This window comes from Streptomyces sp. NPDC048270, from assembly GCF_040652335.1.
In the GTDB taxonomy this organism is placed as follows: domain Bacteria; phylum Actinomycetota; class Actinomycetes; order Streptomycetales; family Streptomycetaceae; genus Streptomyces.
Genome location: NZ_JBEZLV010000020.1, coordinates 19,261 through 40,466 on the forward strand (window position 1 = coordinate 19,261; position 21,206 = coordinate 40,466).

A 21,206-nucleotide genomic window follows, 5' to 3' on the forward strand; every position below is an offset into this window, starting at 1 on the left:
GACACGATCACCCGTCCGGGCTCAGTCCAGTGCGACTGCGGTACGCAGAGGATCCCGCAGATCGGTGCCGCGCGCGAGCCAGCGTTCCTGCAGAGCGGCTGCCCCGTGCACGCGCTTCCACGCGGCCTCGTTCGCCGTCATCGGCAGGAGGGGCAGGAACCGCACCGGGTCCAGGGGCTCGTCCAGCTCCAGGTCCTCCACCAGACCGCCCGGCTCCGCCACCAGGACGGAGCTGAACGGCGCACCCTCCCACAGGGGTTCGCCCACCTCCAGCGAGGCCCCGGGAGCCACGACCAGCCCCTCCACCTGCGGGGAGGCGGCCAGCACCGCGAGCGGCCTGAGCAGTTTGTCGGTGGGAGCCAGCCCGGCCCGCACCGTCAGCACCAGCTCGGCGCGCGGCCCGCGTACGGGGTCGGCGACCACGGCGGTCGGATCGGTCATCGGGTGCGCGGACATCCCGAGGGTCGCGTACCGCACGAGGTCGCCCTCGGCGAAGCGGAGTACCTCGATGCGGTCGGTGCCCAGGAAGGTGACTGCGGCGCGTGCGTCGGGTACGCCGAACGCGGTGCGCAGCCGAGCCTCCACGAGGGCCAGAATTTCTGCCATGGAGCGAGCATAGAACTCGTATCAGCCGGGTAAAGGACGCGTCTTGACCATCCGTCGGCTGATACTGTTGACAGCTGGTCGGGGCCGCGCTCGAGAAGCGCTGGTGGCACGCTCCGGCGACAGGACGTCCCTCACGGGGGACCGGCCGGAGGAGGTGGGGCTGCGATGGATCGAAGTCGATCGTGCAGTACCAATCGCTCTTCCGCTTCTGTGACGGGCGCCTCCCGCCCCCTTTGATCTCCGGATCAGTAGAAGAGCGACGGCAGAACTTTGTCCTCCCGTCCTGTTCCCTCCCCCTGCGCGGGCCTGCCCGCCCCTCCGCAGCGGCGAGGGTCTCCCACCCGCACGGTCCGCAGCCGTGCGCGCGAAGGAGCCTGCCATGTCGATGCTGCCCTACCTGCGTGCGGCCGTGCGTCCGTCGCTGCGCAAGTCCAACCCGGCCCAGCCCGGATACGACGCCACCCGCGACCCCTCGGCGAGCACCGCGGTGGTCGACTGCGCCGTGTACCGCGACGGCCGGCGCGTGCCGGGGCCCGTCTGCCTGACGCCCCGTGAGGCGATCCGCAGGGTCCGCGAGGACGGCGGCTTCGTCTGGATCGGCCTGCACGAGCCGACCGGGCAGGAGTTCGCGGGGATCGCGGCCACCTTCGGCCTGCACCCGCTGGCGGTCGAGGACGCCGTACACGCGCACCAGCGGCCGAAGCTGGAGCGCTACGACGACACCCTCTTCACCGTGTTCAAGACGATCCACTACGTCGAGCACGCCGAACTGACCGCCACCAGCGAGGTGGTGGAGACCGGCGAGGTGATGTGCTTCACCGGCCCGGACTTCGTCATCACCGTCCGGCACGGCGGGCAGGGCTCCCTCAAGGGGCTGCGCCACCGCCTCCAGGACGATCCCGATCTGCTCTCCAAGGGCCCCTCCTCCGTCCTGCACTCCATCGCGGACCACGTCGTCGACGGGTACATCGCGGTGGCGGCGGCCGTGCAGGACGACATCGACGAGGTGGAGAGCGAGGTCTTCGCCGCCCCCGCGAAGGGCGCCGTGCGCGGGGGCGACGCCGGCCGCATCTACCAGCTCAAGCGCGAGGTGATGGAGTTCAAGCGGGCGGTCTCGCCGCTGCTGCGCCCGATGGAACTGCTCAGCGAGCGGCCGATGCGGCTGGTGGACCCGGACATCCAGAAGTACTTCCGCGACGTCGCCGACCACCTGGCGCGGGTGCACGAGCAGGTGGTGGGCTTCGACGAGCTGCTGAACTCCATCCTCCAGGCCAACCTCGCGCAGGCGACGGTCGCCCAGAACGAGGACATGCGCAAGATCACCTCGTGGGCGGCCATCATCGCCGTTCCGACGATGATCTGCGGGGTGTACGGGATGAACTTCGACCACATGCCCGAGCTCCAGTGGAAGTACGGCTATCCGATGGTGATGGCCTCGATCGTCGGCATCTGCTTCACCATCCACCGCACGCTGCGCCGCCACGGCTGGCTCTGAGGCCCGCGGGGGCCTCCCCTACTCTGGTGCGCATGACTCTCAGCGCGCTCGACCTGGCCCTCGTCGAGGAGGCCACCAAGAAGTCCGGCCTGATCTGGGTCCGCGGGGACGGGGCCGACCGCGCCCTGTGGCACGCCTGGGTGGAGGGCGCGGCCCACGTGCTGGGCGACGGACCCGGCGAACAGCCGTTCCCCGGGCTCGCCGACGGTGCGACGGCCGAGGTGACCGTGCGCAGCAAGGACAAGGGCGGCCGGCTGGTGGCCTGGACCGCGACGGTGCGGGAGCTCCCGCCGCGCGGCGAGGAGTGGGCGGCCGCGGTCGCCGAGCTCAAGGGCAAGCGGCTGAACGCGCCCGACTCCGAGGAGATGACGGAGCGGTGGGCGCGGGAGTGCCGCCTGCTGCGGCTGGAGCCGGAGTCGGTCCGCACGGAGCTGCCGGCCGGCTCGCTGGCCGCGGCCCCGCTGGGCTCGCCCGCGATCACCCGCCGGCCGATCCCGGCACCTCTGCCGAAGCTGCTGCTGAAGCGGAAGAAGTCCGCCTCCCAGTAGAGGCGGCGGCGCCCCGGGCTACGGCTTGGCGGGGTTGGAGCCCTGGCCGGAGCCCTTGGTCTCGCCTTCCTTCGTCGTCGGCAGCTGGGACCCGTAGTCCACGGTCTGGTCCTGGGCGGGCGGGTCGAGCGGGAAGGCCTTCCCCCACTCGGCGAGTTCCACCCGGCCGGCGCCGCCCGCGCGCTCCATGAGCAGCGGGTACGGGGTCCCCTCCAGGGAGACCGAGAGCTTGCCGCCCTTGCCCTCGTCCGCCGTGACCTGGACCGCGCGGGTGGGGCCGACCTTGGTGTACGAGCCCTTGGCGAGCTTGCCCTCGAGGCCCAGCAGCCCGTCCAGCAGGACGTCCATGTCGGTGAAGCCGCGGAACTGCTTGTAGGAGGGGTCGCCCTCGGGCACCTTCACGTACTTGTCGCCGAGCTTCCCGGCCGAGTCGGACTCGCCCCAGAAGGCCGCGCTCGCCTTCAGGTACAGCTGCTCCCCCACCCGCAGCAGCTGGAAGGTGTCGTCCTGCGACTTCACCTCGCCGGAGCCGCCGTCGGCCTTCAGCCGCATGTTCAGCGTGAAGGACTTGCCGCCGCTCACCAGGGTGCCCGACAGGTGGACCGATTCGGCCTCGGTGGCCGCCGCCTTCGCCTTCGCCTCGATCTTGTCGGCGGAGAGCTTGCCGATCCCGTTCGTGCCCTCGTCGGGATCCTCCCCGCAGCCCGTACCGGTGACGGCGAGGCCCGCGCACAACGCACCGATGAGGGCGGCCCGGCGCAGCCGCGCGGCAGGGAAGTAGGCGGTCACGTACGCGTGCCTCTCGTCGGTCGTCGGCCGGGGGCGCTCCCCCAGCCTCCGGCCGGGGGCACCCCCACCCAGCGGTGGCTGGGGGAGCAGCAGGCAGCGTACCCGTCCGGGGACCGCCCGCCGCCAACCCCCCGGGGGGACCCCGTGCGGACCGCCCCACCAGGACGGTTGCGCGGGGCACGGGCTAGCCTGAGGGGCGGCAGGACTGTTGGTTCACGCTCTAGGAGGCGCTCGGATGGCTGCAGGCGCCCCGCGGATCTTCGTCTCGCATCTGTCGGGTGTGCCCGTCTTCGACCCCAACGGCGACCAGGTCGGCCGGGTCCGCGACCTCGTCGCGATGCTGCGCGTCGGCGGTCGGCCGCCGCGGCTGCTCGGCCTGGTGGTCGAGGTGGTCAGCCGGCGCCGGATCTTCCTGCCGATGACCCGTGTGACGGGCGTGGAGTCCGGGCAGGTCATCACCACCGGCGTGGTCAACATGCGGCGCTTCGAGCAGCGGCCCACCGAGCGGCTGGTCCTCGGCGAGCTGCTGGACCGGCGGGTGCGGCTGAACGCGACCGGCGAGGAGGTCACCGTCCTGGACGTGGCCATCCAGCAGCTGCCGGCCCGGCGGGACTGGGAGATCGACAAGATCTTCGTCCGCAAGGGCAAGGGCGGTGCGCTGCGCCGCCGCGGCGAGACCCTGACGGTGGAGTGGTCGGCGGTGACCGGCTTCTCGCTGGAGGAGGAGGGGCAGGGCGCCGAGAACCTGGTCGCCACCTTCGAGCAGATGCGCCCGGCCGACGTGGCGAACGTCCTGCACCACCTGTCGCCGAAGCGGCGCGCCGAGGTGGCGAGCGCCCTCGATGACGACCGGCTCGCGGACGTCATGGAGGAGCTGCCCGAGGACGAGCAGGTGGAGATCCTCGGCAAGCTGAAGGAGGAGCGGGCCGCCGACGTCCTGGAGGCGATGGACCCGGACGACGCGGCCGACCTGCTCTCCGAGCTGCCGGAGGACGACAAGGAGCGGCTGCTGACGCTGATGCGGCCGGACGACGCGGCCGACGTGCGGCGCCTGATGTCGTACGAGGAGCGGACGGCGGGCGGTCTGATGACCACCGAGCCGATCGTGCTGCGGCCCGACGCGACGGTCGCGGACGCGCTGGCCCGCGTACGGCAGGCGGACCTGTCGCCGGCGCTGGCGGCCCAGGTGTACGTGTGCCGGCCGCCGGACGAGACGCCGACGGGCAAGTACCTGGGCACGGTGCACTTCCAGCGGCTGCTGCGGGACCCCCCGTTCACCCTGGTCAGCTCGATCGTGGACACCGGCCTGCCGCCGCTGCGGCCGGACGCCTCGCTGCCGGTGGTGACCAGCTACCTGGCCGCGTACAACATGGTGGCCGTGCCGGTCGTCGACGAGAGCGGTTCGCTGCTGGGCGCGGTGACGGTGGACGACGTGCTGGACCACCTGCTGCCGGACGACTGGCGCGAGACGGACTTCCACTCGGAGGAGGCCATCAGTGGCCAGTGAGCGGGGGCGCGGCGACCAGTCGCGCGAGCGGCGGCGCGAGCAGATCCGGGAGCGCCGCGAATCGGCGAAGCAGTCGGCGCGCGAGCACGGGCTGGCGGAGGCCGCCGAGCGGGTGGAACGTTCTTCCTTCGAGCGCGGCGAGCGGGCGAAGGCGGGCCAGTTCGGGCCGTCGACGGGTTCGAGCGCGCTCACGCGTTCGCGGGTCCGGCTGGACCTGCCGCGCCCGGCGCGCCGGCGCCTGCTGCCCGAGTACGACCCGGAGGCCTTCGGGCGGCTTTCGGAGCGGGTGGCGCGGTTCCTCGGGACGGGCCGGTTCATCGTCTGGATGACGGTCGTCATCATCGTCTGGGTGCTGTGGAACATCTTCGCGCCGGACGACCTGCGGTTCGACCAGTACCCCTTCATCTTCCTGACGCTGATGCTGTCGCTCCAGGCCTCCTACGCCGCCCCGCTGATCCTGCTGGCGCAGAACCGGCAGGACGACCGCGACCGGGTCAACCTGGAGCAGGACCGCAAGCAGAACGAGCGGTCCATCGCCGACACGGAGTACCTGACGCGGGAGATCGCGGCGCTGCGGATGGGCCTGGGCGAGGTGGCGACGCGCGACTGGATCAGGTCGGAGTTCCAGGACCTGATCAAGGAGATGGACGAGCGGCGGCTGTTCCCGCCGGAACGTGACGAAGGCGACCGCTGACGGGCTTACCTGAGCCGTGCTACCGAGCCGTACCATCGGGGCATGGCTACCGACACAAGCTCCGCCGCCGTGCCTGAGCAGGACGCGATCCTGGACGCTCTGGCGACGGTGAACGACCCCGAGATCCACCGGCCGATCACCGAGCTCGGCATGGTGAAATCGGTGGAGATCGGCGACGGCGGCGCGGTCGCCGTCACGGTCTACCTGACCGTGTCGGGCTGTCCCATGCGCGAGACCATCACCAAGAACGTCACCGAGGCCGTCGAGCGGGTCGCGGGCGTCACCTCGGTCGCCGTCACCCTCGACGTGATGAGCGACGAGCAGCGCAAGGAGCTGGCGACCACGCTGCGCGGCGGCACCGCCGAGCGCGAGGTGCCCTTCGCCAAGCCGGGCTCGCTGACCCGTGTGTACGCGGTCGCGTCCGGCAAGGGCGGCGTCGGCAAGTCCTCGGTCACCGTCAACCTGGCCGCGGCGATGGCCGCGGACGGCCTGAAGGTCGGCGTGGTCGACGCGGACATCTACGGCCACAGCGTGCCGCGGATGCTCGGCGTGGAGGGCCGCCCCACCCAGGTCGAGAACATGATCATGCCGCCGTCGGCGAACGGCGTGAAGGTGATCTCCATCGGCATGTTCACCCCGGGCAACGCGCCGGTGGTGTGGCGCGGCCCGATGCTGCACCGGGCGCTCCAGCAGTTCCTGGCGGACGTGTTCTGGGGCGACCTGGACGTGCTGCTGCTCGACCTGCCGCCGGGCACCGGCGACATCGCGATCTCGGTGGCCCAGCTGGTGCCGAACGCGGAGATCCTGGTCGTCACCACCCCGCAGCAGGCCGCCGCCGAGGTGGCGGAGCGGGCCGGCTCGATCGCCGTGCAGACCCACCAGAAGATCGTCGGCGTCGTCGAGAACATGTCGGGCCTGCCGTGCCCGCACTGCGACGAGATGGTGGACGTCTTCGGCTCGGGCGGCGGCCAGAAGGTCGCCGACGGCCTCACCAAGACGGTCGGCGCGACCGTCCCGGTGCTCGGCTCCATCCCGATCGACGTCCGCCTGCGCGAGGGCGGCGACGAGGGCAAGCCGGTCGTGCTGTCCGACCCCGACTCCCCGGCCGGCGCGGCCCTGCGCGCGATCGCGGGCAAGCTGGGCGGCCGCGCCCGCGGCCTGTCGGGCATGTCCCTGGGCATCACCCCCAGGAACAAGTTCTGAGCTGACCGGGGAGCCGCCCGGCCGCGGGGCCGGGGCTCCCCGCACTGCGCGACGGCGGGCGGCGGCGCAGGCCGCCCCCGGCCGCACGACGCGCAAGGGCACCGCCGGCCGGCGGTGCCCTTGCGCGTATCCGCCTACTCGTACGTGCCGAGGTCCGCGATCGCCGAGAAGCCGAGCCCGTACGCGCTCATCCCGCGCCCGTAGGCGCCCAGGTGGACCCCGCTGCCGGTGGACCCGGCCAGCACCCACCCGAACTCGGACTCGCGGTAGTGGAACTGCGTCGGCTCCCCGTCCACCGGCAGCGACAGCGTCGACCAGTCCTCGCCTCCGAGGTCGTCCGCGAGCTCCCAGGCCGCCTCGGTCTGCTGGTCGAGCCAGTCGCTGCGCAGGGAGTGGTCCATCTGCCCCGGCCAGCTGTAGGCCAGCAGCCCGGAGCCGGCCAGCCAGGCCGCGGAGGACACCGAGGTGGCCTCCAGGGTGCCGGTGCCGTCACCGCTGCGGCGCACCGGGTTGCTGGCGACGGTGACGACCACCGCGAAGCGCTCCTTCTCGCCGGTGGCGATCTCGCCGCGCGCGGACGGCTCGTCGCCGTGTCCGGTGGATCCGTGCTCGACGGTGCCGTCGGCGGCCGTGCCCACCTGCATGAGCCAGCGCGGGCCGGTGAAGGCCTCGTCCAGCCCGTACCAGGGGAAGTCCGCCGCCAGGAAGCCCTCGGCGGTCCGGCGGGCCGCCGGCACGGGTGCGGCGGCCTCCGGCGGCTGTGCGGTGGTCTGCGGTTCCTGAGCGGGTTCGGCCGCGGTCTGCGTCCCTACCCTGCTGCTGCTCGTCGTCTCCATCTGACCGGCCTCTCGTTCCGTGGGGCCCGGAACGGCCAGCCCCCCTCGGGCGTCCTGGGTCCGGACAACAGATGGAGGATAGCCATCCGACCCCGGATCGCCGGGCAGGCTGAGCTCAGGTGGCGTCGGCGTCGAAGCGTGTGCGCTGGTCGGCGGCCGGTGCGGCGGGCTTCTTCAGCAGGTCGGGACCGGCGGCGGCGGGCGTGGCGGACGGACCGGTGACGGCCGCCGGGGCATCCGACTCCTTGCTGTTCACGGCGTCGGTGACGTCGTTCAGCTCCTTGCGGAGGTCGAAGCTGGTGCGGATCTCCTTGAGGTCCTCGTTCTCGCTCAGCTGCTTGCGGATGAAGGTCTTCGGGTTCAGGTCCTCGAACTCGAAGTCCTTGAACTCCGGGCCGAGTTCGGACCGGATGTCCTGCTTGGCGCTGTCGGAGAACGCGCGGATCTTCCGGATGACACCGGTGACGTCCTGGATGACCTTGGGCAGCTTGTCCGGGCCGAAGACGAGGATGGCGAGCACCACGATCGTGACGAGTTCGAGTGCGCCTATGTCGTTGAACACCTTGCCGCTCCTCGGCTCTCTCTCACTGCGGGCCCCGACACACGGTACCCGGCGTTCTCGCCGGGCCCATACCTGCATACCGGCTCAATACCGGTTTCTCCCGTACGTCATCTGCCGCTCATGAGCCGTTCGCGGAACCGAGGACCAGGTCCAGCGTGCGCTCCCGGCCCTCGCGCAGCACGGTGAGGGTCAGCGGATCGCCGGGCCGGTGCGCCCTGATCTTGATGATCAGCTCGTCGCCGCCGCGCACGCGCTGGCCGTTCACCTTCGTGATCACGTCGCCGGCCTTGATCCCGGCGCGGGCGGCCGGCCCGTCGGCGACCACGGCCGGCTTGCCGTCCTCGCCCTTGTCCCCGACCCGGGCCCCGTCGCCCGCGTACTCCATGTCGAGGGTGACGCCGATGACGGGGTGGGTGGCGCGGCCGGTGCGGATGAGCTCCTCGGCGACGCGCTTGCCCTGGTTGATCGGGATGGCGAAGCCGAGTCCGATGGAGCCGCCCTGGCGGGCGGGATCGTCCTTGTCGGCGCCGCGGATCGCGCTGTTGATGCCGACCACGTGGGCCTTGGCGTCCAGGAGGGGGCCGCCGGAGTTCCCGGGGTTGATCGGGGCGTCGGTCTGGAGGGCGTCGACGTAGCTGATGTCGCTGCCGTCGCCCTTGTCCCCGCCGGCGGTGACGGGCCGGCCGGTGGCGCTGATGATGCCCGCGGTGACGGTGTTGGACAGGTCGAAGGGCGCGCCGATGGCCACGACCGGGTCGCCCACCCGCACGTTCTCGGAGTTCCCCAGGCTCAGCGGCTGCAGGCCCCGTACGCCGCTGACCTTGACCACGGCCAGGTCGTAGCCGGAGTCGCGGCCGACCAGCTCGGCGGTGACGCTCTCGCCGGTGCTGAAGGTGACCGCCATCTCCTTGGCGTCGGCGACCACGTGGTTGTTGGTCAGGATGTGGCCCTGCTGGTCGAGGACGAAGCCGGTGCCGGTGCCGCTGCCGGAGGCGCCCCGCACGTGCAGGGTGACCACGCCGGGCAGGGCGGTGGCGGCGATGCCCGCGACGCTGTCCGGGGCGCGGCCCTGGTCGGCGGCGCCGGCCTGGGGCAGCTCCAGGCGGGTGCTGCTCTGGCGCTCCGCGAGGACGCCGAGGTATCCGCCGATGCCGCCGGCGAGCAGGGCCGTTCCGGCGGCGAGGACCGCCACCTGCCACAGCCGGAAGCCGCGGCCCTGCCGGCCCCGGTCCACGACCTGCAGCGGCTGTTCGCCCCAGGGGTCGTAGCGCACCTCGCGGACCGGCGTCGGGGCCTGCGCCTCACCGCCGACCTCGGGCCGCGGCGCCGGAACCCCCTCGCGGCCGGCGTCCGCCGCCGTGCCGTCGGGCCGGCTCCACCACTGTGGAGCCGGGTCGGTCTGCCGGCTGTCGGCCATGGGCGCTCCCCGCGTACTCGTGCGCATGTGCCGCAGATTCAACCAGGTCCCGGGTCAGCGCAGCAGGGAGACGGGGCGGGCCGAGCCCGGCGGGGAGGGGTGGAGCGGCGGGAGCGGGGTCGCGGCGGTCGACAGGAGGGTCGGCACGGCGGCCGGGGTGGGCATCCTGTCGCGGACGAAGGCGTCGGCCACCGTGGCGTCGTTCACCGACACGGCGGGGCCGGACCGGGAGGCGGGTGCGGGGGACTCGCCCCGCAGGGTGGGGTCCACCGTCTCCAGCGGCATCGCGCCGCCCAGGGCGAGCGCGGCGAGGGAGACCGCTCCGGCGGCGGCGAACGCGAACCGGCGGCGCGGACGGCCCACCTCGTGGATCCGGAAGCCCTCCTGCTGCGGCCGGGAGGCCGGGGGCAGGGCGTAGGCGAAAGTGGCGAGCGGATCGCCGGCGGGCGGACCCCCGGGGCCCGGCGGTCCGTCGAAGCCGCCGCCCGGCAGCCCCTGCAGGCGCGCCAGCAGCCCGGCGGACAGCGGCGGCGGGGCGCTCTCGACGAACATGGTCTTCAGGCGGCGCTGGGCATCGGCCTCGGCTTTGCACTTGGCGCAGGTGGCCAGGTGGGCCAGGACCCGCTCGCGCGCGTCGTGGTTCAGCTCGCCGTCCACCAGGGCGGCGAGCCGGTCGCCCAGGTGCTGTTCGGCGGGGGACGGACTGACTCCGCTCACTCGGCTCCGCCCTCTCCCCCGGTGCCCGGGGCGCCGACGGCCACCCCGGCCAGCGCACGCTGCTCGGCGCGGGCCTCGGGGGACCGGTGCTTGAGCGCCTTGCGCAGGTGCGAGCGGCCCCGGTGGATGCGGCTGCGCACGGTGCCGAGCTTCACGCCGAGCGTGGCGGCGATCTCCTCGTACGACAGGCCCTCGATGTCGCACAGCACCACGGCCGCGCGGAACTCGGGCGCCAGGGTGTCCAGCGCCTGCTGGACGTCGGCGTCGAAGTGGGTGTCGTGCAGGACCTGCTGGGGGGACGGCTCCCGGCTGGGCAGCCGCTCGGCGGCGTCGTCGGCGAGCGCGTCGAAGCGGATGCGCTGCTTGCGGCGGACCATGTCCAGGAACAGGTTGGTGGTGATGCGGTGCAGCCAGCCCTCGAAGGTGCCCGGCGTGTACGTGGACAGCGAGCGGAAGACGCGGACGAAGACCTCTTGGGTCAGGTCCTCGGCATCGTGCTGGTTGCCCGTCAGACGGTAGGCAAGACGGTAGACCCGCGCACTGTGCGTGCTGACGATCTCCTCCCATGAAGGAGGGGTCCACGCCTGGGAGCCCGCATCGGCGGCGAAGGTCGCGGTGGTTGCGGTGGCTGCGGTGTGGAAACGGTCAGCGGTGTCGGTCACGGATTTCGGCTCGCCCACCGACCAGAAGAGGCGTCTCAGCACGCCTCCACGATCCACAGGCGCAGCCGCACCTCCCCTGTCGGCTCTGGTGGTGTCCAGCGGAGTCCCTACCATAGCCACCCCCTCCGTCAGCTCCGGATAAGCGTTTTTGCATTAACTTTGCACGGCTCGTGGGCTCCGGAGCGGCCCGGACTGGCGATCTGCCCGGCCCCGTCCCTTCTGATCCCGCCCACACCCACTCAACGCCCGGTCCCATCTGCGGGTTCCCGACGTCAGCGGATACAGTCACCGTTGCGCCAACTATGGGGACAGGAGAGGGTCATTACCGGCAACCGGCAGACGAGCTGGGCGTTCGCCGACGCGTTTGTCGCCGAGGACGACGCTCTGCGATGGGCCCGCGACCGGTCCAGGGAAGCGGGCCTGCGCTCGGTCTCCCCCGGTACCGGGGCCGCGCTGCGCCTGCTCGCCGCCACCGCGGACGCCAAGGCGGTCGCCGAGATCGGGACCGGAACCGGCGTCTCCGGCATCCACCTGCTCCACGGGATGCGCCCGGACGGCGTGCTGACCACGGTGGATCCCGAAGCCGACCGGCAGGCCTTCGCCCGCCAGGCCTTCCGCGCCGCCGGCTTCGCGGGCAACCGCGCGCGCTTCATCCCCGGCCGGGCACTGGACGTGCTCCCCCGCCTCGCCGACGGCGGGTACGACCTCGTCTTCTGCGACGGCGACCCGGCCGAGTCCCTCGACTACCTCGCTGAATCGTTGCGCCTGCTGCGTCCCGGCGGACTGGTGTGCTTCGAGGGGGTCTTCTCCGACGGCCGTACGGTCGACTCCTCGGCCCAGCCGGTGGAAGTGCTCCGGGTCCGCGAACTGCTGCGCAGCGTCCGGGAGAGCCCCGCCCTGGAGGCCGCGCTGCTCCCGGTGGGCGACGGACTGCTGTGCGCCGTACGGCGCTAGCGCGCGCCCTTCCCGACCGGACCGGATCAGCGCAGCAGGGCGAAGGCGAGGGCCGCCGTCCCGCCCAGGGCGGTCCCGGCGAGCAGCTGGGCGGCCGTGTGCGCCCGCAGCGCGAGCCGCGACCAGCCGATGGCGGCGGCGATCAGTGCCGCCGGGAGGACCGGCGGGCCGAAGACGAGCAGCAGGATCATCACCGTGCCGCCGGCCACCGACATGTGCAGGGATATCTGCCAGCCCACGGTGACCAGAAGGGACGAGACGAGCCCGGCGAGCATCGCCACCACCAGCGCGAAGACGTCGGCCGGGGCGCCCAGGAGGTGCAGCAGGCCGAGCCCCGCGACGACGGAGAGCAGGCTCAGGGCCATCGGGACGACGCGCTGGCTCCGCACCCGGATGTGCTGGTCGGTCAGCGCCCCCCGGCGCACGCCGAGCGCGATGATCCCGATGGGGACCACCCCGCAGAACAGGGCGGCGAGCAGACCCCAGCCGAGGCCCGGCCACGACCCGGTGCCGTGCCAGCCGACCAGCAGGAGCAGGGCGACCACCAGGTTCGCCGGCGCGAGGACGTCGGAGAGGATCCGGGCCGCCTTCAGGCGGGGGGTGCAGTCCGCGAAGGCGGGCGGGGCGGGCGGGGAGAACGTCACGTCACGGCTCCGACGATCAAGGTCACGGTCCTGGACACAACGCTGCCCCGACCGCTGGTCGCGGTCGGGGCAGCGCGGAGAACGCAGAATGCAGAGGGTGCCGAAAGGTCAGCCGACGACCTTCTTCAGGGCGTCACCCAGGGCGTCCGCCTCGTCCGGGGTCAGCTCGACGACGAGCCGACCGCCGCCCTCGAGCGGTACGCGCATGACGATGCCCCGCCCCTCCTTGGTGACCTCGAGCGGGCCGTCGCCCGTCCGCGGCTTCATGGCCGCCATGCTCGTTCCCCTTCCTGAAACCAGCTCATCGTCCGCCGACGGCCCCATTCAGGCGCCTAGTACCCGGCATCGAACACATTGCTTCCCAGCCATTATCCCGCATGTCAGGACCCGATGACCAACATCGGCCGGGAACGCTTGGGCAACGCGCTCGGCCAAAACCACTCATTTCGGGGACCCGCCTGCGATACTTCGCCCCCGCTCCCGGTGAACGGCGTCGGCTTTCTTTGACGCACATCACATGTGCGCGTGCCGTCCGGTCCGCCATGCTGGCCCTTGCACCGGCCGGTACCGGCCGGTAGCCATCCCGCGACGAAGGGGGACCCCCCGCCATGGCCGACAGCGTGCTCTACGAAGTGACCGACGGACTCGCGACCATCACGATCAACCGCCCGGACGCGATGAACGCCATGAACACGGAGGCCAAGGTCGCGCTGCGCGACGCGGCCCTCGCGGCGGCCGCGGACACCGGGGTGCGGGCCGTGCTGCTGACCGCGGCCGGCACCCGTGCCTTCTGCGTGGGCCAGGACCTCAAGGAGCACATCGGGAACCTGGCGGCGGACCGCGAGGGCGGCTCCTCCCTCACGATGAGCACGGTCGCCGAGCACTACAACCCGATCGTCCGCGCGCTGACGCAGATGCCGAAGCCGGTGGTGGCCGGGGTGAACGGCGTGGCGGCCGGGGCGGGCTTCGGTTTCGCGCTCGCGGCGGACTTCCGGGTCGTCGCCGACACCGCGTCCTTCAACACCTCGTTCGCCGGGGTGGCGCTGACCGCCGACTCCGGGGTCTCGTGGACCCTGCCCCGCCTGATCGGCGCCTCCCGCGCATCCGACCTGCTGCTCTTCCCGCGCTCGGTCAAGGCCCAGGAGGCCTACGAGCTCGGCATCGCCAACCGCCTGGTCCCCGCGGACTCCCTGCACGCCGAGGCCGAGGCCGTGGCCCGCGCCCTGGCGTCCGGCCCCACCGTCGCCTACGCGGCCCTGAAGGAGTCCCTGGCGTACGGGGCCTCCCACACCCTGGACGAGGCCCTCGAGCGCGAGGACGCCCTGCAGACCCGCGCCGGAGCCTCCGAGGACCACTCCATCGCCGTCCAGGCCTTCCTCGCGAAGCAGCCGCCGCAGTACCTCGGCCGCTGACCCCTCCGCGACGCCTACGCCTCGCGGGAGACGCAGCCCGCGAGGTGGTCGTTGACCAGGCCGCACGCCTGCATCAGGGCGTAGGCCGTGGTGGGTCCGACGAAGCGGATGCCCGCCTTCTTCAGGGCTTTGGCCAGGGCCGTGGACTCCGGGGTCACCGCCGGCACGTCGGCGGTGCTCCGCGGGGCCCGGCCCGGCCGCTTCGGGGCGTGGGACCAGATCAGCCCGTCCAGCTCCCCGGGCTGCCACCCGGCCAGCACCTTCGCGTTGGCGAGGGTGGCCTCGATCTTCGCCCGGTTGCGGATGATCCCCTCGTCCGCCAGCAGCCGCTCCGCGTCGGCCGGACCGAACTCCGCCACCGCCGCGATCTCGAACTGGGCGAAGGCCTTACGGAAGCCCTCGCGCCGCCGCAGGATGGTGATCCAGGACAGCCCCGACTGGAAGGCCTCCAGGCACAGCCGCTCGTACAGGGCGTCGTCCCCGTGGACCGGCTTGCCCCATTCGGTGTCGTGGTAGGCCACGTAGTCCTCGGTGGACAGGCCCCAGGGGCAGCGCAGGCCGCCGTCCGCGCCGGCCAGCAGTCCCGTACCGCTCACCGCTCGTCCTTGGTGAGGTCGACCCGATCCTCCGGGGCCGGGGCGCCCGCGGCGGCCGTCGAAGCGGCCGGGAAGGACGCCGCCGTCAGCTGCGCGATGCGCGCGTCCCGCTCGGCCAGCTCCGCCGCCAGCCGCTCCAGTACGTCGTCCACCTCGGCCATCCGGTAGCCGCGCGGCGCCACCGGCAGCCGCAGGGCGTCGATGTCCGCCCGTACGACGGGCCGGGCCTCCGGCAGCCCGTCCGCCACCCGGTCCGGCTCCGCTTCCGGCAGGACGGCCTCCGAGCCGCCGCCGATCACCGCAAGGGTGACCGCTGCCACGACCACGACCAGCGCGATCATCAAGAAGAAGAACACGATCAACTCCCCTGAGAGACTCCGGCCACCAGGTTAAGGTCGCAGGCGAGGCGCATGGGCCGCCGAAGGAGGAAAGAGCAGGATGCTGCGACTGGGCAGGCGCGAGTTCGACACCCACGAGCCGGTGATCATGGCCATCGTGAACCGGACTCCGGACTCCTTCTACGACCAGGGCGCGACGTTCCGCGACGAGCCGGCGCTCGACCGGGTCGAGCAGGCGGTAGCCGAGGGCGCCGCGATCATCGACATCGGCGGGGTCAAGGCCGGACCGGGCGAGCACGTGGACGCGGCCGAGGAGGCGCGGCGCACGGTGGGCTTCGTGGCCGAGGTCCGGCGCCGCCACCCGGACGTGGTCATCAGCGTGGACACCTGGCGGCACGAGGTCGGCGAGGCCGTGTGCGAGGCCGGGGCCGATCTGCTGAACGACGCCTGGGGCGGGGTGGACCCCAAGCTGGCCGAGGTCGCGGCGCGCCACGGCGCCGGGCTGGTCTGCACGCACGCGGGCGGGGTCGAGCCGCGCACCCGGCCGCACCGGACCTCGTACGAGGACGTCATGGACGACATCCTGCGCGTCACGGTCGGCCTGGCCGAACGGGCGCGGGCCCTCGGCGTCCGCCGGGACGCGATCATGATCGACCCGGGCCACGACTTCGGGAAGAACACCCGGCATTCCCTGGAGGCCACGCGCCGGCTGGACGAGATGACGGCGACGGGCTGGCCGGTCCTGGTCTCCCTGTCCAACAAGGACTTCGTCGGCGAGACCCTGGACAAGCCGGTCAAGGAACGCCTGCTGGGCACCCTGGCCACCACGGCCGTCTCGGCCTGGCTGGGTGCGCAGGTCTACCGGGTCCACGAGGTCGCGGAAACCCGGCAGATCCTGGACATGGTCCGCTCCATCCAGGGGCACCGGCCCCCGGCGGTGGCCCGCCGCGGCCTGGCCTGAGCCGCGGGCCGGCCTCGGCCGGCCCGCGGAGGGTCCTACTTCCCGACTTCCTTCGTCACCAGCGCGATCGCCTCGTCCACGTCGTCCGTGACGTGGAACAGGTAGAGGTCCTTCTCCGAGGCCTTGCCCTGGGCGATCACCGTGTTCTTCAGCCAGTCGATCAGGCCGCTCCAGTACTCCGTGCCGAACAGCACGATCGGGAAGCGGGTGATCTTCTGGGTCTGGACCAGGGTCAGCGCCTCGAACATCTCGTCCAGCGTGCCGAGACCGCCCGGCAGCACCACGAAGCCCTGGCTGTACTTCACGAACATCGTCTTGCGGACGAAGAAGTACCGGAAGTTCAGCCCGAGGTCGACGTGCTGGTTGAGCCCCTGCTCGAAGGGGAGCTCGATGCCGAGGCCCACCGAGACGCCGCCCGCCTCGCGGGCGCCCTTGTTGGCCGCCTCCATGGCGCCCGGACCGCCACCGGTGATCACCGCGAACCCGGCGTCGACCAGCGCCCGCCCGATCCGCTCGCCCGCCTCGTACTCCGGCGTGTCCACCGGGGTGCGGGCCGAGCCGAACACGCTGATCGCGGGCGGCAGCTCGGCCAGCGTGCCGAAGCCCTCGATGAACTCCGACTGGATGCGCAGGACCCGCCAGGGATCGGTGTGCACCCACTCGGAAGGCCCGGCAGAGTCCAGCAGCCGCTGGTCCGTCGTACTGCCCGCCTTGATCTGGCTCCGCCTCCTCAGCACCGGCCCGAGCTGCTGCTCCTCGGGCCGACGACGAGCGGACCCTTCAGGGTTGCCCATGATGTGCTCCCTCCTGCTGATCGTTGGATCAGGTTAGGCGCACAAAGGTGACGGCAAGCGGAATTCAGGAGGTCAGCCAGGCGCGGAGTCGTTCCTCGCAGTGGAGGATCGCCTTCGTCTCGACGCGTTCGTCGACCTTGTGGGCCAGCAGCGCGTCGCCCGGGCCGTAGTTGACCGCCGGAACGCCGAGGGCGCTGAAGCGCGATACGTCCGTCCAGCCGAACTTCGGCATGGCGCGGCCGCCGACCGCCTCCATGAAGGCCGCCGCCGCCGGGTGCGAGAGCCCGGGCAGGGCGCCGCCCGAGGAGTCGTCGACCACGAACTCGGCGATGTCGCAGTCCGCGAAGACCTCCCGCACGTGGGCGATCGCCTCGGCCTCGCCGCGGTCGGGGGCATAGCGGAAGTTGACCGTCACCGTGCAGGCGTCGGGGATGACGTTGTTGGCGACGCCGCCCTCGATGCGGACCGCGCTGAGGCCCTCGTGGTACTCCAGGCCGTCGATCACGGGCCTGCGCGGCTCGTACGCGGCCAGCCGGGCCAGGATCGGCGCCGCCGAGTGGATCGCGTTGGAGCCCATCCAGCTGCGCGCGGAGTGGGCGCGCTCGCCGGAGGTGCGCAGCAGCACCCGCAGGGTGCCCTGGCAGCCGCCCTCGACCTCGGCGTTCGAGGGCTCGAGCAGCACCGCGAAGTCGCCGGTCAGCCAGTCGGGGTGGGCCTCGGCGACCTTGCCCAGGCCGTTGAGGTCGGCGGCGACCTCCTCCTGGTCGTAGAAGACGAAGGTGAGGTCCCGGTTCGGCTCGGGGACGGTCGCCGCGATGCGCAGCTGCACGGCGACACCGGACTTCATGTCGGTCGTGCCGCAGCCCCACAGGACGTCGTTCTCGTCGAGGCGGGAGGGGACGTTGTCGGCGATCGGCACGGTGTCGAGGTGGCCGGCGAGCACGACGCGCTCGCCGCGGCCCAGGTTCGTGCGGGCGACGACGTTGTTGCCGAAGCGGTCCACGGTGAGGTGCGCCAGCTCCCGCAGCGCGCTTTCCACGAGGTCGGCGAGTACCTTCTCGTCGCCGCTCACGGAGGGGATGTCGACGAGCCGGGCGGTCAGCTCGGCGGCGTCCAGGGTGAGGTCCAGCTCGGATTCGGGCATGAAACGACCCTAACGCCCCCACCCGGGGGGCCACCTCGTCGTCCGGCCGGTGGACACGTCATATGCCTCAAGTACGGTGGGCCGCGTGTCCGAATCCCGTGATCCACGCCCTCGTCGCCGCAGGCCGCTCCGTGTGGCCGTAGGTCTGCTCGTCCTGTTCGCGGTGATCGGCTATTTCGCCGTCCAGCGGTACTCCAACGGCGGCGCCGGCGCCCCGTACTGCACGGCCACCGCGACCGCGGGCGGCGGGCAGAAGTACGAGATGACGCCCGAGCAGGCGGCGAACGCGGCGACGATAGCCGCCGTCGGCATCTCCAAGGGGCTGCCGGACCGGGCGGTGACCATCGCGCTGGCGACCGCCATGCAGGAGTCGGCCCTGCGCAACCTGGACCACGGGGACCGGGACTCGCTGGGCCTGTTCCAGCAGCGGCCCTCGATGGGCTGGGGCACCCCGGAGCAGATCACCGACCCCGTGTACTCGGCCGCCATCTTCTACGACCACCTCGTCGACGTCCCGGGGTACTCGCGGCTGCCGCTGACGGTGGCGGCGCAGAAGGTGCAGCGCAGCGGCTACCCGCAGGCGTACGCGAAGCACGAGACGGACGCGACGGTCCTGACGGCGGCCTTCGGGGAGAACGGGGTGCTGTCCTGCTCCGGCCCGGCCCCGCTGAGGGGCGATCCGGAGAAGGTGAAGGCCGAGCTGGTACGGGCCTTCGGCAAGGAGGCGCTGGCCGGCGGCGGGGACGCCGCGGGCGGCGCCGGGGCCGCTCGGACGGATGCGGGCGGGGTCGCCGAGCCCGAGATCACGCTGCGGCTCAAGCAGGGCGGCGGCGCGGCCGAGGACCGCCGCGGCCGGGCGATGGCCCACTGGGCGGTGGCCCGGTCCCACGAGCTCGGCATCGCCCGGGTCTCGTACCGGGGCAGCGGCTGGATCGGCGGCAAGGCCCGGGGCGTGTGGCAGGACAAGGGCGGCCCCGGCAAGTCGGGGGACGGCGATCCGCACAACACCCTCGGCGACGAGGTCCGGATCTTCATCGCCCGCTGAGCCGATTCCGCCGATTTCGCCGGGTCCGCCGGGTCCGCCGATTCCGCCGGGCTGGCCCGGGGGCGGGATCCCGCTCCGACGGGACCCGGCCGTGCGTACGGGCCGTCACTCGTGCGGGGGTGGCCGGGACGGCCGGCGCGGGGCCGCGGAGCGACAGAAGGCCTGGTGGGCGCGCATCCAATGCGCTTGTCGCGGAAGCCGATTAAACGATGCGTTACCGATCTTTTACCCTTCCGCCCCGCAACTCCACCCGCCCCACGAGCGGTTGTACACGGCGTACTCAGCCGCTACCGCTTAGGAGCATCATGTCCCTCCCCCTGACCCGTCGGATCGCCCGCGCCGCGCTGCTCCTCGCAGCCGGGGCAGCACCCGTGGTCGGTGCGGCCGGCGCGGCCAGCGCCGCGGACGCCCCCGACGCCGCGGCCGCGACGACGGCGGCGGCCACGGACACGGCGAGCACCGCCGTCGAGGCCGTTCCGGCCGCCGCCCCCGCCGCCGGTGTGACCGACGCCGCGGGCAGCCTGCTCGGCGGCCTGCCCGCCGCGCAGCAGCTGCCGGCGGCCGGCGAGCTGCCGGGCGGTCTCCCCGGCGGCCTGCCGGGCGGTCTCACGGGCGGCCTGCCCCAGCTGCCCCTGGGCTGACCCGCGGCAGGAACACCGAAGGGGCCGGGAGCACGAACTCCCGGCCCCTTCGGGCTGTCCGTCGGCGGATCAGCCCAGGCGCTTGACCGCGGCCTCGACGCGCTCGTCGGTGGCGGTGAAGGCCACGCGCACGAACCGCGCGCCCGCCTCCCCGTAGAAATCGCCCGGCGCCACCAGGATGCCCAGATCGGCCAGGTGGGCCACGGTGTCCCAGCAGGGCTCGTCCCGGGTCACCCACAGGTAGAGGCTCGCCTCGCTGTGCTCGACCCGGAAGCCGTGCCCCTCCAGCGCCGCGCGCAGCGCCGTGCGGCGGGCCGCGTAGCGGGCGCGCTGCTCCTCGACGTGGCGGTCGTCGCCGAGCGCCGCGACCGTGGCCGCCTGCACCGGGGCGGGGGTCATCATGCCGCCGTGCTTGCGGATCTCCAGCAGCTCGCCGAGCACGTCCGCGTCACCGGCGACGAAGGCGGCCCGGTAGCCGGCCAGGTTGGAGCGCTTGGAGAGCGAGTGGACGGCGACGAGCCCCTCGTACGAACCGCCGCACACCTCGTCGTGGAGCACGGAGACGGGCTCGGCCTCCCAGCCCAGCTCCAGGTAGCACTCGTCGCTGAAGACCAGGATCCCGTGCTCGCGCGCCCAGGCCACGATCCGGATCAGGTCTTCCTTCGGGATGACCTTCCCGGTGGGGTTGGACGGGGAGTTGAGCCACAGCAGCCTCACGCCGGCCGGGTCGAGCTCGGTCGGGTCGTCGTAGACCACGGCCTCCGCCCCGCACAGCCGCGCGCCGACCTCGTACGTCGGGTAGGCGAGCCGGGGGTAGGCGACCTTGTCGCCCGCGCCGAGGCCCAGCTGGGTCGGCAGCCAGGCCACCAGCTCCTTGGAGCCGACGACCGGCAGGACGTTGCGGTGCTCGGCGGCGCTCGCCCCGAGGCGGCCGCGCAGCCAGCCGGTGATCGCGTCGCGCAGGGCGGGGGTGCCCCACACCGTGGGGTAGCCCGGGGAGTCCGCGGCGCCGATCAGCGCGCTCTGGATCAGCTCGGGCACCGCATCCACGGGCGTGCCGACCGACAGGTCGACGATGCCGTCCGCGTGGGCCGCCGCCGTCTTCTTGTACGGCTCCAGCTTGTCCCAGGGGAAGGCGGGAAGACGGTCGGATACTGCGGCCACGGTGCTCTCTGCTCTCTCTCGGTGCTGGACGCGAAGGTCGGGAAACACCTCGGTCCCGTGCGGCGGGCAGGCCGTACGGGACCGAGTGGCGCTTGTGCCGTGAACCCTCAGTGAGAAGGGTTGATGTCGGCGGGAAGCGCCGCGATGAAGGGGTGGTCGCGCTCGATCAGGCCCAGCTTCGAGGCACCACCGGGCGAACCGAGCTCGTCGAAGAACTCGACGTTCGCCTTGTAGTAGTCCTTCCACTCCTCCGGAGTGTCGTCCTCGTAGAAGATGGCCTCGACCGGGCAGACCGGCTCACACGCACCACAGTCGACGCACTCGTCCGGGTGGATGTACAAGGACCGCTGGCCCTCGTAGATGCAGTCGACGGGGCACTCTTCGATGCATGCCTTGTCCTTGACGTCGACACAAGGCTCCGCGATGACGTAGGTCACGCTCTCGTTCCTCCTCGGTAGGGCTTTCCATATCGCGCGG

25 protein-coding genes are annotated in these 21,206 nt (G+C 72.5%); 10 read left to right on the forward strand and 15 right to left on the reverse strand.

Going from position 1 to position 21,206, the window contains the following annotated elements; genetic code table 11:
• Nucleotides 1-21: 21 nt before the first annotated feature.
• The gene (locus tag AB0D66_RS19220) at nucleotides 22-606 is read right to left on the reverse strand and encodes a suppressor of fused domain protein (RefSeq protein ID WP_362304435.1); all 585 of its coding nucleotides are present in this window, start codon (nucleotides 604-606) and stop codon (nucleotides 22-24) included.
• Between the two features lie 379 nt (nucleotides 607-985).
• Between AB0D66_RS19220 and AB0D66_RS19225 the strand changes: the two genes are divergently transcribed.
• Complete coding sequence (locus AB0D66_RS19225; RefSeq protein WP_362304438.1) at nucleotides 986-2,101, forward strand: magnesium and cobalt transport protein CorA; 1,116 nt, start codon at nucleotides 986-988, stop codon at nucleotides 2,099-2,101.
• Between the two features lie 32 nt (nucleotides 2,102-2,133).
• Complete coding sequence (locus tag AB0D66_RS19230) at nucleotides 2,134-2,649, forward strand: hypothetical protein (RefSeq protein WP_362304441.1); 516 nt, start codon at nucleotides 2,134-2,136, stop codon at nucleotides 2,647-2,649.
• Between the two features lie 18 nt (nucleotides 2,650-2,667).
• On the opposite strand, the gene AB0D66_RS19235 is transcribed toward AB0D66_RS19230, so the two are convergent.
• Nucleotides 2,668-3,438, reverse strand: coding sequence for a hypothetical protein (locus AB0D66_RS19235; protein ID WP_362304443.1), 771 nt, complete (start codon nucleotides 3,436-3,438; stop codon nucleotides 2,668-2,670).
• 235 nt (nucleotides 3,439-3,673) lie between these two features.
• Between AB0D66_RS19235 and AB0D66_RS19240 the strand changes: the two genes are divergently transcribed.
• From AB0D66_RS19240 to AB0D66_RS19250, 3 genes are all read left to right on the forward strand, one after another.
• Complete coding sequence (locus tag AB0D66_RS19240) at nucleotides 3,674-4,945, forward strand: CBS domain-containing protein (RefSeq protein ID WP_362304446.1); 1,272 nt, start codon at nucleotides 3,674-3,676, stop codon at nucleotides 4,943-4,945.
• 112 nt (nucleotides 4,946-5,057) lie between these two features.
• Nucleotides 5,058-5,639 carry a DUF1003 domain-containing protein gene (locus AB0D66_RS19245; RefSeq protein ID WP_362304727.1) on the forward strand — a complete coding sequence of 194 codons (582 nt, stop codon included), beginning with the start codon at nucleotides 5,058-5,060 and terminating at the stop codon, nucleotides 5,637-5,639.
• A 69-nt stretch (nucleotides 5,640-5,708) separates the two neighbouring features.
• Nucleotides 5,709-6,842, forward strand: coding sequence for an Mrp/NBP35 family ATP-binding protein (locus AB0D66_RS19250; RefSeq protein WP_362304730.1), 1,134 nt, complete (start codon nucleotides 5,709-5,711; stop codon nucleotides 6,840-6,842).
• 134 nt (nucleotides 6,843-6,976) lie between these two features.
• On the opposite strand, the gene AB0D66_RS19255 is transcribed toward AB0D66_RS19250, so the two are convergent.
• From AB0D66_RS19255 to sigE, 5 genes are all read right to left on the reverse strand, one after another.
• The gene (locus tag AB0D66_RS19255) at nucleotides 6,977-7,678 is read right to left on the reverse strand and encodes a hypothetical protein (protein ID WP_362304449.1); all 702 of its coding nucleotides are present in this window, start codon (nucleotides 7,676-7,678) and stop codon (nucleotides 6,977-6,979) included.
• Between the two features lie 115 nt (nucleotides 7,679-7,793).
• The gene (locus tag AB0D66_RS19260) at nucleotides 7,794-8,240 is read right to left on the reverse strand and encodes a sec-independent translocase (RefSeq protein WP_362304452.1); all 447 of its coding nucleotides are present in this window, start codon (nucleotides 8,238-8,240) and stop codon (nucleotides 7,794-7,796) included.
• A gap of 118 nt (nucleotides 8,241-8,358) precedes the next feature.
• On the reverse strand, nucleotides 8,359-9,657 hold the full coding sequence (locus AB0D66_RS19265) for a trypsin-like peptidase domain-containing protein (protein WP_362304455.1): 1,299 nt from the start codon (nucleotides 9,655-9,657) through the stop codon (nucleotides 8,359-8,361).
• A 54-nt stretch (nucleotides 9,658-9,711) separates the two neighbouring features.
• Nucleotides 9,712-10,374 carry a zf-HC2 domain-containing protein gene (locus AB0D66_RS19270; protein WP_362304458.1) on the reverse strand — a complete coding sequence of 221 codons (663 nt, stop codon included), beginning with the start codon at nucleotides 10,372-10,374 and terminating at the stop codon, nucleotides 9,712-9,714.
• On the reverse strand, nucleotides 10,371-11,150 hold the full coding sequence (gene sigE / locus AB0D66_RS19275) for an RNA polymerase sigma factor SigE (RefSeq protein WP_362304461.1): 780 nt from the start codon (nucleotides 11,148-11,150) through the stop codon (nucleotides 10,371-10,373). Before sigE ends, AB0D66_RS19270 begins: the two co-directional genes overlap by 4 nt.
• A 177-nt stretch (nucleotides 11,151-11,327) precedes the next feature.
• On the opposite strand from sigE, the gene AB0D66_RS19280 reads away from it, so the two are divergent.
• On the forward strand, nucleotides 11,328-11,990 hold the full coding sequence (locus AB0D66_RS19280) for a class I SAM-dependent methyltransferase (protein WP_069921811.1): 663 nt from the start codon (nucleotides 11,328-11,330) through the stop codon (nucleotides 11,988-11,990).
• Nucleotides 11,991-12,016: 26 nt separating this feature from the next.
• Here AB0D66_RS19280 and AB0D66_RS19285 read toward each other — a convergent pair whose 3' ends face one another.
• On the reverse strand, nucleotides 12,017-12,634 hold the full coding sequence (locus AB0D66_RS19285; RefSeq protein WP_362304465.1) for a hypothetical protein: 618 nt from the start codon (nucleotides 12,632-12,634) through the stop codon (nucleotides 12,017-12,019).
• A 108-nt stretch (nucleotides 12,635-12,742) separates the two neighbouring features.
• Complete coding sequence (locus AB0D66_RS19290) at nucleotides 12,743-12,910, reverse strand: DUF3117 domain-containing protein (protein WP_003966491.1); 168 nt, start codon at nucleotides 12,908-12,910, stop codon at nucleotides 12,743-12,745.
• 332 nt (nucleotides 12,911-13,242) lie between these two features.
• Between AB0D66_RS19290 and AB0D66_RS19295 the strand changes: the two genes are divergently transcribed.
• A complete protein-coding gene (locus AB0D66_RS19295; RefSeq protein ID WP_362304468.1) occupies nucleotides 13,243-14,046 on the forward strand; it encodes an enoyl-CoA hydratase-related protein in 804 nt (267 codons plus the stop codon).
• 14 nt (nucleotides 14,047-14,060) lie between these two features.
• Here AB0D66_RS19295 and AB0D66_RS19300 read toward each other — a convergent pair whose 3' ends face one another.
• Nucleotides 14,061-14,642 (reverse strand): DNA-3-methyladenine glycosylase I, encoded by a 582-nt coding sequence (locus AB0D66_RS19300; RefSeq protein ID WP_362304471.1) that lies wholly within the window; start codon nucleotides 14,640-14,642, stop codon nucleotides 14,061-14,063.
• Nucleotides 14,639-15,004, reverse strand: a complete 366-nt coding sequence (locus tag AB0D66_RS19305; protein ID WP_362304474.1) for a DivIVA domain-containing protein — start codon at nucleotides 15,002-15,004, stop codon at nucleotides 14,639-14,641. The genes AB0D66_RS19300 and AB0D66_RS19305 overlap by 4 nt, the downstream gene beginning before the upstream one ends.
• Before the next feature lie 76 nt (nucleotides 15,005-15,080).
• On the opposite strand from AB0D66_RS19305, the gene folP reads away from it, so the two are divergent.
• Nucleotides 15,081-15,941 (forward strand): dihydropteroate synthase, encoded by an 861-nt coding sequence (folP, locus tag AB0D66_RS19310; protein ID WP_362304477.1) that lies wholly within the window; start codon nucleotides 15,081-15,083, stop codon nucleotides 15,939-15,941.
• Nucleotides 15,942-15,976: 35 nt separating this feature from the next.
• Here the strand turns inward: folP and AB0D66_RS19315 are convergent, their stop codons facing one another.
• Together AB0D66_RS19315 and dapE are read right to left on the reverse strand one after the other, a co-directional pair.
• Complete coding sequence (locus tag AB0D66_RS19315; protein WP_362304480.1) at nucleotides 15,977-16,735, reverse strand: TIGR00730 family Rossman fold protein; 759 nt, start codon at nucleotides 16,733-16,735, stop codon at nucleotides 15,977-15,979.
• 64 nt (nucleotides 16,736-16,799) lie between these two features.
• Nucleotides 16,800-17,879, reverse strand: coding sequence for a succinyl-diaminopimelate desuccinylase (gene dapE, locus AB0D66_RS19320; RefSeq protein WP_362304483.1), 1,080 nt, complete (start codon nucleotides 17,877-17,879; stop codon nucleotides 16,800-16,802).
• Nucleotides 17,880-18,012: 133 nt separating this feature from the next.
• Between dapE and AB0D66_RS19325 the strand changes: the two genes are divergently transcribed.
• Together AB0D66_RS19325 and AB0D66_RS19330 are read left to right on the forward strand one after the other, a co-directional pair.
• Complete coding sequence (locus AB0D66_RS19325; protein ID WP_362304486.1) at nucleotides 18,013-18,924, forward strand: hypothetical protein; 912 nt, start codon at nucleotides 18,013-18,015, stop codon at nucleotides 18,922-18,924.
• 305 nt (nucleotides 18,925-19,229) lie between these two features.
• Nucleotides 19,230-19,565, forward strand: a complete 336-nt coding sequence (locus AB0D66_RS19330; protein WP_362304489.1) for a hypothetical protein — start codon at nucleotides 19,230-19,232, stop codon at nucleotides 19,563-19,565.
• 69 nt (nucleotides 19,566-19,634) lie between these two features.
• Here AB0D66_RS19330 and dapC read toward each other — a convergent pair whose 3' ends face one another.
• On the reverse strand, nucleotides 19,635-20,729 hold the full coding sequence (gene dapC, locus AB0D66_RS19335; protein ID WP_362304492.1) for a succinyldiaminopimelate transaminase: 1,095 nt from the start codon (nucleotides 20,727-20,729) through the stop codon (nucleotides 19,635-19,637).
• A gap of 107 nt (nucleotides 20,730-20,836) precedes the next feature.
• Nucleotides 20,837-21,166, reverse strand: a complete 330-nt coding sequence (gene fdxA, locus AB0D66_RS19340) for a ferredoxin (protein WP_030868357.1) — start codon at nucleotides 21,164-21,166, stop codon at nucleotides 20,837-20,839.
• Nucleotides 21,167-21,206: the final 40 nt, after the last annotated feature.